General features: G+C 65.2%; 10 protein-coding genes and 1 tRNA gene. 9 read left to right on the top strand and 2 right to left on the bottom strand.

The window, feature by feature from the left end; genetic code table 11:
• Positions 1-33: 33 nt before the first annotated feature.
• A complete protein-coding gene (locus Q9293_RS12180; protein WP_306246840.1) occupies positions 34-1,422 on the top strand; it encodes a M48 family metallopeptidase in 1,389 nt (462 codons plus the stop codon).
• Here the strand turns inward: Q9293_RS12180 and Q9293_RS12175 are convergent.
• Positions 1,370-2,131 carry a DUF3667 domain-containing protein gene (locus Q9293_RS12175; RefSeq protein ID WP_306246838.1) on the bottom strand — a complete coding sequence of 254 codons (762 nt, stop codon included), beginning with the start codon at positions 2,129-2,131 and terminating at the stop codon, positions 1,370-1,372. The two genes, Q9293_RS12180 and Q9293_RS12175, sit on opposite strands and share 53 nt — an antisense overlap.
• Before the next feature lie 79 nt (positions 2,132-2,210).
• Between Q9293_RS12175 and Q9293_RS12170 the strand changes: the two genes are divergently transcribed.
• The 3 genes from Q9293_RS12170 to pap all read left to right on the top strand — a co-directional run bounded on the left by Q9293_RS12170 (position 2,211) and on the right by pap (position 7,788).
• Positions 2,211-4,556, top strand: a complete 2,346-nt coding sequence (locus Q9293_RS12170; protein ID WP_306246836.1) for an ATP-binding protein — start codon at positions 2,211-2,213, stop codon at positions 4,554-4,556.
• Positions 4,557-4,605: 49 nt separating this feature from the next.
• Positions 4,606-6,249, top strand: coding sequence for an NAD(P)/FAD-dependent oxidoreductase (locus Q9293_RS12165; RefSeq protein ID WP_306246834.1), 1,644 nt, complete (start codon positions 4,606-4,608; stop codon positions 6,247-6,249).
• A gap of 66 nt (positions 6,250-6,315) precedes the next feature.
• A complete protein-coding gene (gene pap, locus Q9293_RS12160; RefSeq protein WP_306246832.1) occupies positions 6,316-7,788 on the top strand; it encodes a polyphosphate:AMP phosphotransferase in 1,473 nt (490 codons plus the stop codon).
• 24 nt (positions 7,789-7,812) lie between these two features.
• Here the strand turns inward: pap and Q9293_RS12155 are convergent, their stop codons facing one another.
• Positions 7,813-8,640 (bottom strand): pyruvate, water dikinase regulatory protein, encoded by an 828-nt coding sequence (locus Q9293_RS12155; RefSeq protein ID WP_306246829.1) that lies wholly within the window; start codon positions 8,638-8,640, stop codon positions 7,813-7,815.
• A gap of 94 nt (positions 8,641-8,734) precedes the next feature.
• Between Q9293_RS12155 and Q9293_RS12150 the strand changes: the two genes are divergently transcribed.
• The 5 genes from Q9293_RS12150 to Q9293_RS12130 all read left to right on the top strand — a co-directional run bounded on the left by Q9293_RS12150 (position 8,735) and on the right by Q9293_RS12130 (position 15,748).
• The gene (locus tag Q9293_RS12150) at positions 8,735-9,871 is read left to right on the top strand and encodes a PAS domain-containing sensor histidine kinase (protein ID WP_306246827.1); all 1,137 of its coding nucleotides are present in this window, start codon (positions 8,735-8,737) and stop codon (positions 9,869-9,871) included.
• 23 nt (positions 9,872-9,894) lie between these two features.
• Positions 9,895-11,604 carry an NAD(+) synthase gene (nadE, locus tag Q9293_RS12145; RefSeq protein WP_306246825.1) on the top strand — a complete coding sequence of 570 codons (1,710 nt, stop codon included), beginning with the start codon at positions 9,895-9,897 and terminating at the stop codon, positions 11,602-11,604.
• Between the two features lie 34 nt (positions 11,605-11,638).
• Positions 11,639-11,725, top strand: a tRNA-Leu gene (locus Q9293_RS12140).
• A gap of 212 nt (positions 11,726-11,937) precedes the next feature.
• Positions 11,938-12,342, top strand: a complete 405-nt coding sequence (locus Q9293_RS12135; protein ID WP_306246823.1) for a bacteriohemerythrin — start codon at positions 11,938-11,940, stop codon at positions 12,340-12,342.
• 199 nt (positions 12,343-12,541) lie between these two features.
• Positions 12,542-15,748 carry a carboxypeptidase-like regulatory domain-containing protein gene (locus tag Q9293_RS12130; protein ID WP_306246821.1) on the top strand — a complete coding sequence of 1,069 codons (3,207 nt, stop codon included), beginning with the start codon at positions 12,542-12,544 and terminating at the stop codon, positions 15,746-15,748.
• The last annotated feature ends 9 nt before the right edge of the window (positions 15,749-15,757 follow it).

The raw sequence follows: 15,757 nt of genomic DNA, 5'->3' as shown, positions 1-15,757 counted from the left end.
GCCGCTTCCGGCGCACACCATCGAGGCCTCGCCATGAAGAAGCACCTTCGCGCCCTTGGCGTCTGTCTGTCGCTGGGGCTTGCAGGAGTCCTGGGCGGGGCGGAACCGGCCCTGCCACCCAACCAGATGCCAGCCCAAATGCCAGCAGTGCTGACAGTGCCCAAGGAGGCCCAAGCGGGCCCAGGCTTCAGTGCCGAGGCGGCCACCAACGCCTACCTGGCGCAGATCCCACCCTCGGCCCTGGCCCGATCCAATGCCTATTTCGAGGGTGGCTACTGGCTCATCCTGTGGAACTTCCTGTTGGGCGTGGCGATCTCGCTTCTGCTGTTGAACCGCCGCTGGTCATCGCGGATGCGCCAATTGGCCGAGCGGATCACCCGCTTCCGGTTCCTGCAGACCCTGATCTACTGGGGCCAGTATGTCCTGTTGACCTACGCGCTGAGCTTTCCCCTGAACCTGTACGAGGGGTTCCTGCGGGAGCATCACTATGGGCTGGCCACCCAGACCTTCGGCGCCTGGCTGGGCGATGAGGGCAAGGGGCTGCTTCTCAATGTGATTCTGGGCGGATTGGCCGTGGCGCTGCTCTTCGCCATCGTGCGCCGCCTCCAGAGAACTTGGTGGATCTGGGGCGCGGTGGCCTCCCTGGCCATCCTGGTGTTCAGCATCCTCATTGGGCCGGTGTTCCTGCAGCCGATCTTCAACTCACCGAAGAAGCTGAGCGATCCCAAGATCACCACCCCGATCCTGAGCCTGGTCCGGGCCAATGGGATTCCTGTGAAGGACATCTACGAAATCGACGCCTCCAAGCAGACCACCCGCATGAGCGCCAACGTGAGCGGCTTCGCCGGCACCACGCGCATCACCCTGAACGACAACCTGATTCGGCGGGGTTCGCCCGAGGAGATCCAGGCGGTGATGGGCCACGAAATGGGTCACTACGTGCTGAACCACATCCCGAAAATGATCGAATTCCTGCTGATTGTCATCGTGGCTCTGTTCGCACTGCTGCGCTGGTCCCTGGGCTGGGCGCTGGCGCGATGGGGAGAGGCCTGGGGCGTTCGCGGCGTCGACGATCCAGCGGTCCTGCCTCTGGTGACCCTGGTGGCGGGCCTCTTCCTCTTCATCCTGACGCCTGTGATGAATACCTACATCCGCACCCAGGAGCACGAGGCCGACATGTACGGCGTCAACGCCAGCCGTCAGCCGGATGGTTTCGCCCAGGCGGCCCTGCACCTGGCCGAGTACCGGAAGATGAGCCCGACGCCCCTTGAAGAAGCGCTCTTCTACGACCATCCCAGCGGCCGCAACCGCATCTTCCGAGTCATGCAATGGAAGGCGGAGAATCAGGCCCTGATGAGCCAGCCCCAGGTCAGCCAGCCTTCGGCAGGGACCACAGCAGCAAACCCACCAACGCCACGCTGACGATGCAGCCGTACACGGCGGAGATCAGGGCTGCCTTGGCCAGGCTGCGCAGCCAGCCTCGGCGGTAGAGGCGCTGCAGGGAGGCGGCCAGGTGCAGGGGCGGGGTCAAGAAGAGGAGGACCCCGGGCAGACAGCCCCAATCCTCGCCCGGCAGCGCGGCCAGGCCCATGAGCAGGAGGATGACCAGGAAGCAGACCACGTGGTGATGCAGCGCCACCACCATGTGATCCACGAAGAAACTCTGCGTGCGGCGCAGGTGCAGGAGCATCAGCAGTCCCGCGAAGACGGGCATGAGCACGAACAGGCTTTTGGAGAGGTTGGAAAGGAAGGCGTGGTAGAAGCGTTCGGGGTCCTTCTGCGCCTCCTTGGCGCGCGTCTTCAGGCTCTCGGCCCAGGCTGGCTTTTGGGGTGTCTTCGCTTTGGCCTGTGCGGTGCTCTGCACCGGCGCAGCAGGTTCGGCAGCGGCACCGGGTGCCGGGCCTACAGAGGCATGTAATTGGATGGCTGCGGGCCCACTGTGGGCATTGCCCACTTTCACAAAGGAGAAGGCCAGGAACAAGGCGAAGCTGGCGATGACGTAGAGCCGGAAGGGGGGCACGTGCCGCATCCGGCGACCCGCTAAGTACTCTTCAGCCAGGAAGCCTGGCCGACGCACCAGCAGCCAAAGCGATTCGAGGATCTTGTGGTCCAGGTGCCAGAGGTCGTGCATCACATCGTGGAGCAACGCTTTCAGCCGCTTTCAGCTGTTTGGCGCCATAGTGGGAAGGTCCATAGGTTGGGGAGATTCCATGGTTCCGCTCCGGCGGCTCCTTCAGCGCGAGTTGCTGGTCTTGATCGCCTTGCTCGCAGGCCTGTCGACCCTGCTCGCCTGGGTGGGCATGGGCCGGAGCATGGATCAGCAGATCCAGGCCCGCTCCCGCGAAAGCCTGGCCCGTCTTTCGAGCGATCTGAAGGGCGACCTGGCGCTGGTGGAGCGGGTGGGCGGCACCGTGGATCGCTGGTGGCGGGAGGGCCGGATCTCCTTCAAGGATCTGCCCGGAGCTGAAGCGCAGATCGCCCCGATGCTGGAGGAATTCCCCCTGGTGGCGAACCTGGTGTTCGTTTCGGCGGATGGCTGGGGCGTGTCCATGAGCCGTTTGTCTGATGGGTTGGCCACGTACCATCTGGATGCGCGGCAGCCCCAGGGGCTGAAACGCTACCTTCGCAAGGCGGGCCAGCGCCTGCCCTTCGCGGTGTGGGAACGCACGCCCTACAAGGTGTACCAGCGCCCCTGGTGGAAGCTCGCCACGGAATCGACCTCAGCGCAGTGGGTGGGGGCCTACCGGTTCGCGAATCTGCCCACCCATGGCCTCTCCTACATGGTGCCCCTGCGAGGCGCCAGCGGCGAACTGCAGGGCGCCATCTGCGTGGACATCTTCCTGGAGACCCTCAGCCAGCGCGCCTGGGAGGCCCAGCCCACGCCCCACGCGCAGGTGCTGGTGAGCGATGACCGGGGCGTGGCCCTGATCCTGCCGAGAACCTTGCCGAAGCAGGCGATCTCGGTTGAGGGCCTGCCCTTCCTGCGGCCCCTGGGGCCGGACTTCCTGCCCCTCTTCCATCGGCTTCAGAAGGATTGGTTACGGGCCAGGGACAAGCGGCAGCCCTTCCGGCTCGGCTTCGGCGGTGAGGGCTACACCTGCATCGCCGAGCCGTTGGTGGTGGCAGCCGGGGTGGATTGGCGGCTCAGCCTGGCCATCCCCGATCAGGATGTGCAGGGGCCTGCCCGACGTCTTTCACTGCTTCTTCTGCTGGCCGGGGTGATCATCATGGGACTGGCCACCTGGCGGGTGGTGCTGCTGTCCCGCCGCTTCAGCGCACCCCTCGAAGCCTTGGTGGCCGTGGCCCAGTCCATGGGCGAAGGGGAGACTCCAGGTCCCGTGGAGACCCGCATCCAGGAGATCCAGGCCCTCGGCCAAGCCATCGAGCGGGCCGGAGCCGCCGTCCAGCAGGAGGTGTCGCTCCAGCGCCAGCTGCTGCGAAGCCAGCGGGTGCAGGTGGTGGGCACCCTCTCGGGCGGCATCGCCCACGATGTGAACAACCAGCTGGCGGCCATTGTGGGCCAACTGGATCTGGCCCGCCAAGCTCTGCCGGAAGGCGATCCGGCCCGCCACCGCATGGACCTGGCGGAGGAGACCGCCCACCGCTGTTCGGCGATGGTGCGATCTCTGCTGAAGTTCACCCATCAGACCCGCCATGAATTCCTCCCGGTGGATTTGAATGGCCTGGTTCGCAGCACGGCCACCCTGCTTGGCCACCTGCTAGGAGGGCGCATCCAGCTGGAACTGGCGCTGGAGCAGGATCTCGAGCCCATCCAGGGGGATCCCGTGGGATTGGAGCAGGTCATCATGAACCTGGCCATCAATGCTCGGGACGCCATGCCCGGGGGCGGCGTCCTCACCATCAGCACCGGTCGGGGTGTGGAGGGTTCGGTGTGCCTGTCCGTCACCGACACGGGCCTGGGCATTCCGGCAGAGGTTCTGCCTCGTGTCTTCGAGCCCTTCTTCAGCACCAAGGCCGCCGAACAAGGGCATGGCCTCGGCCTTGCGATGGTGTCGGGCATCATCCGGGCACATGCGGGTCGCATCGAGGTGCAGAGCCAGCCAGGGAAAGGCACCGAGTTTCGGGTCTTCCTACCTGAGGGGCACGTTCACGAGGCGAACCAGCCTGCTGCCGAGGTGGCCCTGCAGCAGCCACCTTCATTGCAGGGGCTCCGCATTCTGGTGGTGGAAGACGAGATCCACCTGCGCGAATTGCTCATGGAGATGCTCACGCTGCGTGGTGCCGAGGCCACCCCGGCCCAGGATGGCGTGCAGGGATGGGAGAGGTTCCTCCAGGGCACCTTCGATCTGGTGATCTGTGATCAGCAGATGCCTCGCAGGACGGGGTTGGAGCTTCTCGCCCAATTGCGGGAAGGGAACTCCGAGCTGCCGGTCATCCTCATTTCGGGTCATGGGCTGGAAGGCATCGAGGAGGGCCAGGCCCGGGATGCCCGCTTGCGGATCCTCGCCAAGCCTTACGGCCTCAATCAGCTGTTGGGGCTCATCGGGCAGCTGCTCGGAAACCGGGGAGGCCACCCCGGGGTACCTCCCGGTTAATCTGGATGCCTGGCTTTGAGTCCCGTGGGCTCCACGCGCCGAGGTGACCATGCGCTACCTGCTTTCCAACCTGCCGCTGAACCTGGGCGAGGAGGCGCTGGATCTGGCCAAGCCTCTGGCGCACGTCCTGGGTGGCTCGTCGAAGGAATACCAGGCGGTCACCCTGGAGCGGCGCAGCCTGGATGCCCGCCACAAGGGCGCCATCCGCTTCCTGACAGCCCTCAGCTTTGAGACAGATCGAGCCCTGGAATTGGGGCCCCTGCCGGGTGGACTCAAGCTGGACCTGGCGCCAGACTTGGCGCCTTACGCCGTGGCGCCGCCGCCGCGCCGTCCGCGCGTCGTGGTGGTGGGCAGCGGACCCGCGGGCACCTTCTGCGCCCTGCGCCTGCTGGATTACGGCATCGAACCCATCGTGCTGGAACGGGGGCCCGCCATGGGCGAGCGCGTGCAGGCCATCGCCGGATTGTGGAAGGAGGCGGTGCTCGACCCCGAAGCCAATGCCCAGTTCGGCGAGGGCGGCGCAGGCACCTTCAGCGACGGCAAGCTCACCACGCGCATCGGCCATCCCGCCACACGCTACGTGCTGGAGGCCTTCGTGCGCTTCGGTGCGAATCCGAGGATCCTCTACCTGGCCAAGCCCCATGTGGGCACTGACGTGATCCGCCGCTGCGCGGTGCTCATCCGCAAGGAGGCCGAGGCTCGGGGCGCCCGCTACCGCTTCCGCTCGCGGCTGGCGGATCTGCGCTTCGACGCGCAGGGCCGGGTGCGCGCTGCGGTGCTGGCCGATGGTGAGGAGATCCTCTGCGAGGCTCTGGTGTTGGCTCCGGGTCACAGCGCCCGCGACACCTTCGAGATGCTTCACGGCCACGGCGTGGCCATGCGGCAGAAACCCTTCGCCATGGGCGTGCGCGTGGAGCATCCGCAGGATCTCATTGACCGCGCCCAGTACGGTCCGAGTGCAGGCCATCCCTCACTGCCCGCCGCCGACTACAAACTGGTTTGCAACTTCGGCCTGAACCGGGCCGCCTACAGCTTCTGCATGTGCCCCGGCGGCGAGGTGATCCAGTGCAGCAGCGAGGAAGGCGGCGTGGTCGTCAACGGCATGAGCAACGAGAAGCGCAATTCGGGCTTTGCCAATTCGGGCCTGGTGGCCAAGGTGAACACCGCCGATTTTGGCAGTGACCACCTATTGGGCGGCATGTATTTCCAGCGCAAGTGGGAGCAGGCCGCCTTCCGCGCTGCTGGCGAGACCTATGGCGCACCCGCCATGGCCGTGCAGGATTTTTTGAAGGGACGGGCCACGGGGAAGCTGCCCGGGACGAGCTTCAAGCCTTTCGCCGTGGCGGCGGATTTAAGCACCTGTCTGCCGAACTTCGTGCGTGAACAACTGGCCGGAGCGCTGCCTTCTTTCGACAAGAAGATCCACGGCTTCGCCAGCCGAGAGGCCATTCTGCTGGCCATCGAAAGCCGCACCAGCAGCCCCATCCAACTACTCAGGGGTGAGGATGGACAGTCCATGTCGCACCCAGGGCTCTACCCCTGCGGCGAAGGCGCGGGTTTCGCCGGAGGCATCACCTCGGCAGCCGTGGATGGCATCCGCGTGGCCGAGTGGATCGCCCAGTCGGCTGGGGCGCCAGTGTTCCAGCCCTTTGAAAAGCAGGTGCGGGCAGGGGATCTGGCCAACGAATACTGAACTCATCCACGGGGAAATCCGCTATCGTGGCCTTGCCGATTCAAGGTGCAGCAGCCCGGAGGAACCATGTTCGAGTCCGCGGAACTCGGCCACAAGGTCAGCAAGGAGACCTGGGACAAAGAACTGCCCCCGCTGCGGGAGGCGCTGCTGGATGCCCAGTTCGATCTGGCCTCGGCGAAATTCCCCGTGGTGATCTTGGTGGCGGGTGTGGATGGCTCGGGCAAGAGCGAGACCGTGAACGCGCTCAATGAGTGGATGGATCCGCGCCACATCCAGACTCACGGCCTGGATGAGCCCTCGGACGAGGAACGGGAGCGGCCCCACATGTGGCGCTACTGGCGCATGCTGCCACCCAAGGGACGCATCGGCATCTTCGATGGCTCCTGGTACACCTGGCCCATCCTGGAGCGGGCCCATGGCCGCATGAAGACGTCGGATCTGGATCAGGACATGGCCCGCATCGCCAGCTTCGAGCAGATGCTCATCCACGAAGGGGCCCTGGTGCTGAAGTTTTGGATGCACCTCAGCAAGGAGGTCCAGAAGAAACGTCTGAAGCACCTGGAGAAGGACCCCAAGACCCGCTGGCGGGTGACGCCCCGGGACTGGAAGCACTTCGAGATGTACGACACCTTCCGCCAGGTGGCCGAGCGCGCGCTGCGCTCCACCAGCACTGCCGATTCGCCGTGGATCGTGGTCGAGGCCACGGATCCGCGCTACCAGAAGCTCACGGTGGGCAAGGTGCTGCTCGAGAAGCTGCGGGCCCGCCTCGACAATCCCGCGCCCAAGGCTGCCCCGGTGGTCTCCCAACCGCCCACCGCCCTCGACGGGCTCAACATCCTCAAGGCCCTGGATCTCACGAAGCGAATGGAGAAGAAGGACTATGAGGAGGAATTGCTCGCGCTTCAAGGGCGCCTGAACCTGCTGACGCGCCACCGCAACTTCAAGAAGCATTCGGTGGTGCTGGTCTTCGAGGGGGTGGACGCAGCGGGGAAGGGCGGCAGCATCCGGCGCATCACCCAGGCGCTGGACGCCCGCACCTACCGCATCCAGCCCGTGGCCGCCCCGACTGAGGATGAGCGGGCCCAGCCCTACCTCTGGCGCTTCTGGCGGAACCTGCCCCGACGGGGGAAGGTGCAGATCTTCGATCGCAGCTGGTACGGCCGGGTGCTGGTGGAGCGCGTGGAGGGCTTCTGTTCCGAGGCCGACTGGCAGCGGGCCTACAGCGAGATCAACGAGTTCGAACTGCAGATCGAGCGCAGCCGCACCATCCTCCTCAAGTTCTGGCTGTCCATCAGCCAGGAGGAGCAGCTGCGCCGCTTCGAGGAGCGCCAGGCCACACCCTTCAAGCGCTTCAAGATCACCGAGGAGGACTGGCGCAACCGCGAGAAATGGCCCCTCTACGAGCAGGCCATCTGCGACATGATCGACCGCACCAGCACCGAGATCGCCCCCTGGACACTGGTGGAGAGCGAGAACAAGTACTACGGCCGCATCAAGATTTTGCGGACCCTCGTGCAGCGGCTGGAAGACGAGTTATGACGTAAGGATTTACCACGGCAAACCTCAGACCGCGCGCTCCTTGCCGAAGACGCGATCCAGCACCAGGCCGGCGGTTTCCTCGATGCTGCGGCCGGTGACATCCAGCACGGGCCAGCGACGGTGGTGCTTGTAGATCTCGTCGGCGTAGGCCAGTTCGTCGAGGATGCGGCCCATGTCGCTGTAGCTGTCCGCGCTCCCGGTGGCGCCCAGGCGCTTCAAGCGGTAGGCGCGGATCTCCTGCAGGCGGTCCGCCTGGATGGTGAGCCCCACGATGCGGCCCTGGGGGATGGTGGCCAGCTCTGGCGGCAGGGGCACACCCGGCACCAGCGGCACGTTCATGACCTTGAAGCCCTCCATGGCGAGGTACATGGAGAGAGGCGTCTTGCTGGTGCGGCTGATGCCCACCAGCACGATGTCGGCCTCGGCCAGGCCACCCATGTCGATGCCATCGTCATACTTCAGGGCGAACTCGATGGCCTCGATGCGGCGGAAGTACTTGTCTCCCACGGCATGGAAGCTGCCAGGTCGCTCTTCGGGCCGCTCGCGGAGGTAGAGGGCCAGGGTGTCGAGCAGGTTGCCGAAGAGATCCACCTGAGTGAGCCGCAGTTCGGAGCAGCGCTTGTCCAGGTAGTCCCGCATCTCCCGCGAGACGGTGGTGTGGATGATGACCGCGCGCTTTTCCGAAGCCATCTCCAGGACGCGGTCGAGGTCCTCGTGGGACCGCACATTCTGGAAGCGGCGCACCAGGGCCGAGCCCTCGCCCAGGGCGAACTGCGTGAGCGCCGCCTGCACCATGCGGTGGGCGGTTTCGCCGGATCCGCCGGAGACGATGTAGATGGGCTGTCGGTCCATGGGTTTCAGCATAACCTGGGGGCATGAACGTGCAGCAGGAGAGGGTCATCTTGGTTGAATCGAAGCCTCCGGCGATGGGCTGGGCGGGATTCGCATGAGTCCCCATGCCCTCGCGGGGCTGGCCCTCGCCATTCCCATCGGCGCCGCACTCGGAGGCGTGTTGCTGCTGTTCTTCCGATGGGCGCGGCTGCGGCGGCGGACACCGCCGGATCCCGATGCCCTGGTTTTGGCCGCAGTCTCGGGCAGCCTGCGGGAGCGGGGCGAACTGGCGGCCTCCTTGGGTGAGTTGCGCACGGTGCACGAGCGACTGTTGGATGCGCTGCCCATGGGGCTGGTCTGGGTGGATCAGCGGCACCGCCTGGCGGCCCTGAACCGCCGTGGCCAGGAGTTGCTGGGCGTGACGCCGGGTGTGGTTGGCCTTGATGCCGCCTTCGTGCTGGAGCCCTTCCCCTGGTTGCGAGAGGCGCTTGATCTGGAGCCAGGGCCCGCCCGGCGCCTCGAGGCCCGAGGACGTCGCTGGCGGCTGCAGCGCATGGAGGCGCCGGACCGCATCGGCGCCCTGGTGCAGTTTGACGATGTCACCGAGGCCGAACAGGAGGAGCGGCGGCTTCAATTGCGTGAGCGCTTCGCGGAGCTGGGCGAGATGACCGCCGGGGTGGCCCACCAGCTGAAGAACGGCCTGGCGGTGCTGAAAGGGCAGGGGCAGCTGCTGAAGCGTGCGGGCCACCACGACGCCGCGGACACGCTGCTTGAAGAAACCGAAGGGCTGGAACGGCTGGTGCAGCGGTTCCTCCAGTGGGCCAAACCTCTGGACCCCATTTCCGAACCCATGCGGCTGGAGGATGTGACGGCCCAGGCCCTGAACGACGTGAAGCGCCGCCCCGCCAGCCAGGGCCGAGTGCTTTCCTTCGAAGGGCGGGGCACGGCCACGGGCGATCCTCTGCTGTTGCACCAGGCCCTGGTGAACCTGCTGGAGAACGCCTGCCAGGCCACCGCCGCGGGCGGGCGGGTAATGGTGAAGGTCGCCGACCGCCGCCTAGACGTACTGGACGAAGGGCACGGGCTGTCCGAGGACACGGCCATCCGCATGCTGCGCCCCTTTGAGAGTGGGCGCCCCGACGGCACGGGGCTGGGGCTGCCGCTGGCCCTCAAATGGCTCAATGCCCAGGGCGCCGATCTGCGCCTGACACCCCGTCCCGAAGGGGGCACCTGCGCCGAGATCCGCTGGTAGGGATCCGCTGGTAAGTTGGTTCCATGCGAATGGCGCTCCTCCAGCTCAACGCCCGCCTCGGCGATCCCGAGGCCAATGGCCGTCAGGTGGAGGCTGCCTACGCGGGGGCCGTGGCCGAAGGGGCAGAGCTGGTGCTGGCTCCGGAGCTGGCCATCCCGGGCTACCTGCTGGAGGATCGCCTCTGGGAGCCTGGCATGCGGCGCCGCATCCAGGCGGAATCCATGCGGCTGGCAGCGCTGTCAGGCCGGGTGCCGCTGGTGTTCGGCACGGCCCATCCCGCGCCCTCGGGGCGGCTCTGGAACGAGCTGTGGTGGTGTGAGCGAGGCAGCCTTCGCCACTGCGCCCGCAAGCGGGTGCTGCCCAGCTACGACGTGTTCGATGAGCACCGCTACTTCGAGCCCGATGCCTCGCCCCAGCCCCTGGTGACTTTCGGGGATCATCGCATCGGGCTGTCCATCTGCGAGGACCTCTGGGCCGATCCCCAACTGGGCAACGTGCCCGTGGGCTACGGCGTGGATCCCATCGCGGATCTGGCCGCGGCGGGCGCCACGCTGATCCTCAACGCCAGCGCCAGTCCCAGCGCCCTGGGCAGCTGGCTGCCGACCGGCAAGAGCGCCCCTTGGGCCATCCCCTCCAAGGAAGCGCAAAGGCGCCGCTTGCTGCCGGGCCTGGCCCAGAAACACAAAGTGCCCATCGCCTACGCCAGCCGGGTGGGCGCGGAAAGCTGGCTGCTCTTCGATGGCGGCTCGGGGCTGGCCCTGCCCGATGGCCGTTGGCAGGGCAGCGAGGCCTTCGAGGAAGGCACGCTCATGGTGGATCCCGCCGCGCCAGGCCAGCCCTGGCGCGGCGTGGAGGAGGGCCCATGGCTGCGGAAGGCCCTGGTGACGGGCATCCGCGACAATCTGGCGAAGCAGGGGCTGCAGGCCCTGGTGCTGGGCCTGTCCGGTGGCATCGACAGCGCCGTGGCCGCGGCCCTCGCCGTGGAAGCGCTGGGACCGGATCGGGTGCTGGGCGCCGCGATGCCCACGCGCTTCAGCAGCGGTGAAAGCTCGGCGCTGGCCGAGGAGCAGGCGCGGCACCTGGGCATGGGCTTTCTGCGGCTGGATGCAGACGCGCCCTTCGCGGGTTTCGGCGCCGCCCTCGATCAGGTCTTTCCAGGCCGCGCCTTCAGTCTGACGGACGAGAACCTCCAGAGCCGCAGCCGGGGCAGCCTGCTCATGGCGCTCACCACCGAGCCGGAGATCCAGCGGCGCCTCGGCACGGATCGCGTGGCGGTGCTGAACACCGGCAACAAGAGCGAGGCGGCCACGGGCTACTTCACCCTCTATGGCGATGGCATCGGCGCCTTCGCGCCCCTGGGCGACTGCCTCAAGGCGCGGGTCTACGCCATGGCCCGGGATCTGGGCCCCGCCGTGCCGCGTGGTGTGATCGAGCGTCCGCCCACGGCCGAGCTGCGTCCCGGGCAGACTGACGAAGCCAGCCTGCTGCCCTACGCGCAGCTGGATGCCATCTTGAGCTCGGCCCTGGAAGCCCAGCGTCCCGAGGAGGGCCTGGCGGATGACCTCGCCCTGCTGCTGGAGGGTCCGGCCCTGGAGCAGGCGCGGGCCGCTCTGCCGCGCATCCTGGGCCTGCTTCGCCGCACCGAATTCAAGCGGCGCCAACTGCCCTTTGCCTTCAAGGTGAGCCCCAAGGCCTTCGGCGCGGGCCGCCGCATCCCGCTGACGGCCCTATGAAAAGCCGCGCCCCTGCGATATCCTGAGGGTTCTGGCCGGTGTGGCGAAATGGCAGACGCGACGGACTCAAAATCCGTTTCCCCCTAAAGGAGTGTCGGTTCGAGTCCGACCACCGGTACCAAACCGACGGGCCCCCAGCGGGCCCCGAGGCGCCCTTCCGGCCGATGGGCGCGCCGGAAGGCTCGATGCGGGGCATTGATTTCATTCGAGACGACAATTTCACTTGATCCCTAGGTCAAGAAAATCTACATTCAACCGTCGGCATGAGCTGCCGGAATGTGGGTTGTGTCAGCGTCGCCTGCATTCCGTCCATTGAATGGGGGCCCCTGGATTATGGAAGTTGCCTGGAGTTCACGCTACGACACCGGCATCCGGGTCATCGACGAGCAGCATCAGGAGCTATTCCAACTGCTGGAGAGGCTTCGCAAGGTGGTGCAAGAGGACGGCTCCGGTGCAGCGATGGAGGCGCTCCTGGCTGAACTCGTGGCCTGCTCCGAGCGGCATTTCGCCACCGAAGAAGCCTACATGGCCCGTTTCAACTATCCCGACCTGGGCCAGCACGTGTCCGAGCACGCCACCATGCTCACGAGCCTCCATGAATTGCTCACCAAGTTCCGCGAGAACCAGCAGGTGATGGCCCTGATGGTGCCCACCTTCATGGAGGGATGGCTGAAACACCACATCAGCGACGGCGATTTCGGCTTCGTCACGTTCCTGAAAGCGCGCAACCTGACCTGATGGTTCTGAATTGAACAACGAGACGGGTGCTATCCCGTAGCGGTTTTATGAATTTTTTGGAAACTTTTGTAGCAAAAAAGGCACTTGAGCTCCGCGCCGATAATCAGGGATGCTGAGGGCACACTCTGACATGGGATCCCCGCCTCGGCTTCGGGTCCCCGTGGTTTCATCACGGCCGCCCGCGGCCTAGGAGAACGGCATGAATCGAAGGACTGCAACCCTCACCCTCACGGCCCTGGCCTGTTGCATGGTCGCCTCAGCTCAGACCACTTCCACAGCTGGCGCTGTGCGCGGCGTGGTTCGGGACAAGGGGGGCAAGGTTGTTTCCGGCGCCACCGTCGGCCTCCGCAACCGTGAAACGGGCCTTACCCGAACCACCTCCACGGCTGCCGACGGCGAGTATCGCGTGGGGCTGCTCCCCGTGGGCACCTATGAAATCACCGTCAGCGCCCCGGGTATGCGGACCGTGAAGGATGCCAACATCCAGGTGCTGCTGGGCCAGAACGCCATCGCGAACTTCAACATCGACCGGGCCGAAGCCTCGGCCATGGTCGAAGTGGTGGGCGCCTCCGCCGGGGTGGACGCCAAGCAGGTCAACGTCATCACCAGCGTGGACTCATCCACCATCGAAGCCGTGCCCCTGGTGACCCGCAACTTCACGGATGTGGCCAAGCTGTCGCCAGGCGTGGTGTCCGGCAGCGGCAACCGCATGGTGGTGGAGGGTGGCCGCCAGATCTTCAACGCCATCCAGATTGACGGCGCCAGCAATAACTCCGCCTTCTTCAATGAGCAGCGCGGCGGCGTCTACACGCCCTTCATCTTCGGCGCCGACACCATCAAGGAACTGCAGGTCGTCACCAACGGCTTCGACGTGCAGTACGCCCAGGCGGGCGCCACGGTGAACGCTGTCACCAAGACCGGCACCAACGAGTTCGGTGGCAGCGCCCTATACCAGATCCGCCGCACCAGCTGGAGCGCCAAGCCCCAGGCTGTTCCCTACGATCCCAACCACACTTTCAACACGCCTGCCAACCTCCAACGCTTCAACGACTCCACCAACGTCAACTTCAATGTCGGCGGGGCCCTCATCAAGGACAGCCTGTGGTATTTCGTGGGTGTCGAGCGCTTCCACAAGAGCATCACGGCGAACCCCATTCCAACGACACTTAGTTCTACGGCGGGCATGACCCAGACCGATTTCAACAACCTGGTGAATTCCCGCCTGGGCCAGGTGTTGACGAATCCCAATGGCCTCACCTTGGCCCAGGAGTTCGGGAATCCCGGCCTGGGGACGCCGGCCCATCCCTATCCCATGGAAAACACCAACACTGTGTACTTCGGGCGCCTGGACTATTCGCTGAACGAAAACCACCGTTTCGTGCTGCGCATGAACTACCAGACGATGACGGACACGCTGCTCAACACCAGCGCCAACTCGAACAACGCTGAGAGCAACAACATTCCCACCGTCACCAACGCCATCAGCTGGGTGGTGGAAGCCAACGACATCTGGACCAACGAGCTCTTCACGGAAAGCCGTCTGCAGATCGCGCGCGAAGCCCGGCCCATGCGGAACAATTCCGTGACGGGCGTGCCTTCCATCGAAGTGCCCACCAGCGCCAGTTTCATGGCCTTCGGCACGAAGACTTCCACGCCCCGGGAGAGCAACGAGAACACCCTGCAACTCTTCAGCGCCACCACCTGGAACCATGGCGACATCCAGATCAAGGGCGGCCTCGATCTGATGAAGGTCGATGTGGACAACCAGTTCTTCCAGAACAACGCGGGCCGCTTCCAGTTCGGCACCTACGGCGCGGCCGCCGCCTGGGCCAACGGAACCCTCGCCGCCACGGCTTCGCCGACTGACCCCGGTGGCGCCATCACCTACAGTGGCGCCGTCAGCCCCTACAAGGGCCGTATCCAGATGTGGACCAAGACCGAGGGCTTCTTCGGGCAGGTTCAGTACTCGGGCCTTCTGGACAAGCGGCTGACTCTGACCGGCGGGCTCCGCAGCATCAACCAGTCTTTCTCCAATAACCCGGCCCCCAACCCCAATTTCCAGGGGCTGGATCAGGCCACCAGCGCCAATGCGCTGGATCCCCGTTTCGCCTTCAGCTATGACCTGGATGGCCAGGGCAAGACGGTGATCCGTGGCGGCTACGGGTCCTTCACCAGTCCGACGCCGCTCCTGCTCCACTCCAACACCATGACGGGCAATGGCCAGATCATCACGAACTACAGCCTCTCTCTTGCCCGGACTGGGCCGACTGCCAATTTGAACACGTTCAATACTGGGCTGCTCAGCGCCAACAACCTCATCAATGGCTCGGCGATGCGTCACCTGACTGATGCCGAGCTGGCGGCGCTCCCTGCCGTTACCTCCTCGACCTCGCTTTGGGATCCCAATAACAAGCTCAGCCGCTCTAAGAAGACGAGCCTGGGCATTGAACACGACCTCGGCAACAACCTGGTGCTGGGCCTGACTGCCACCTACGTGAAGTACGAAAACCTTCAGCGCTTCGAGAATATCAATCTGGGCCAGCTGAACGAGGGCGGAACACTGATCGCCGGGGGCTATTACAACGATGGGTACGCTTCCGCGAACAACAACTGGTCCAATGCCACGGCCAACCGCCCTGGTTTTGCCATTGTCGGCGGCAGACGGGTTGACTTCAGGCCTGGCAACCTCGCCGCGGGGAACCCTGTGGGTGGATTCAGCGACGTCTATCTCGTGAAGACGGATGGCTGGGGACACTACCGCGGTCTCAGTTTCTCTGCGAAGAAAACCTGGGATGCGAAGACCGGCATCATTGCCAATGTCACCTATTCAAAGGCGCAGGATACCGGCTCCTTTGAGCGCGGCACCTACACCTCCGCCAACAACAACTTCAGCAGCGAACTCGGCGCCTCCCTCACGCCCAATCCCCAGGATCCCGGATCCAACTATGGTTATGGCGACAGTGATCGTCGGTGGGTCGCCAACGTCGTGGCTTTCTTCCCCATCATCTGGGGTATTGAGGGATCCGTCCGCGGGCTCTACCAGAGTGGGCTGCCCTACTCCGCCTATCTCTCACCGTCAGGTGCGAACTCCCTCGACCTGGTCAATGGCGATGGCATGAACAACCACTTCGCCCCTGGCCACACCCGCGGGGATCTGCGCCAGCCGGGCTATACCCAGTTCGATGTCCGTCTGAGCCGCAACTTCAAGGTCTATGGCAAGGTGGAAGTGGAAGGCATCGTAGACATCTACAACCTCCTCAACAAGGCGGAATTCAGCGTGCCATCGCCTGCGGGTTACACCATCAATACGTCCGCAGGATTGCCCAATGGCGCCTTCGGCCAGTTGGGTGGCGTCAACAAGGACCGCACCCGGGAACTGCAGCTCGGCATCCGCGTGAAGTTCTAACGTTCAACG

This window comes from Geothrix sp. PMB-07, from assembly GCF_030758935.1.
Taxonomy (GTDB): domain Bacteria; phylum Acidobacteriota; class Holophagae; order Holophagales; family Holophagaceae; genus Geothrix.
The sequence above is the reverse complement of the archived record's forward strand: the minus strand, read 5'-3'. Positions and strand labels throughout refer to the sequence as shown.

Bases quoted from the DNA above. Each gene is read 5' to 3' on its own strand.
- Q9293_RS12180 (WP_306246840.1), top strand. From the start codon at position 34: ATGAAGAAGCACCTTCGCGCCCTTGGCGTCTGTCTGTCGCTGGGGCTT.
- Q9293_RS12175 (WP_306246838.1), bottom strand. From the start codon at position 2,131: ATGCACGACCTCTGGCACCTGGACCACAAGATCCTCGAATCGCTTTGG.
- Q9293_RS12170 (WP_306246836.1), top strand. From the start codon at position 2,211: ATGGTTCCGCTCCGGCGGCTCCTTCAGCGCGAGTTGCTGGTCTTGATC.
- Q9293_RS12165 (WP_306246834.1), top strand. From the start codon at position 4,606: ATGCGCTACCTGCTTTCCAACCTGCCGCTGAACCTGGGCGAGGAGGCG.
- pap (WP_306246832.1), top strand. From the start codon at position 6,316: ATGTTCGAGTCCGCGGAACTCGGCCACAAGGTCAGCAAGGAGACCTGG.
- Q9293_RS12155 (WP_306246829.1), bottom strand. From the start codon at position 8,640: ATGGACCGACAGCCCATCTACATCGTCTCCGGCGGATCCGGCGAAACC.
- Q9293_RS12150 (WP_306246827.1), top strand. From the start codon at position 8,735: ATGAGTCCCCATGCCCTCGCGGGGCTGGCCCTCGCCATTCCCATCGGC.
- nadE (WP_306246825.1), top strand. From the start codon at position 9,895: ATGCGAATGGCGCTCCTCCAGCTCAACGCCCGCCTCGGCGATCCCGAG.
- Q9293_RS12135 (WP_306246823.1), top strand. From the start codon at position 11,938: ATGGAAGTTGCCTGGAGTTCACGCTACGACACCGGCATCCGGGTCATC.
- Q9293_RS12130 (WP_306246821.1), top strand. From the start codon at position 12,542: ATGAATCGAAGGACTGCAACCCTCACCCTCACGGCCCTGGCCTGTTGC.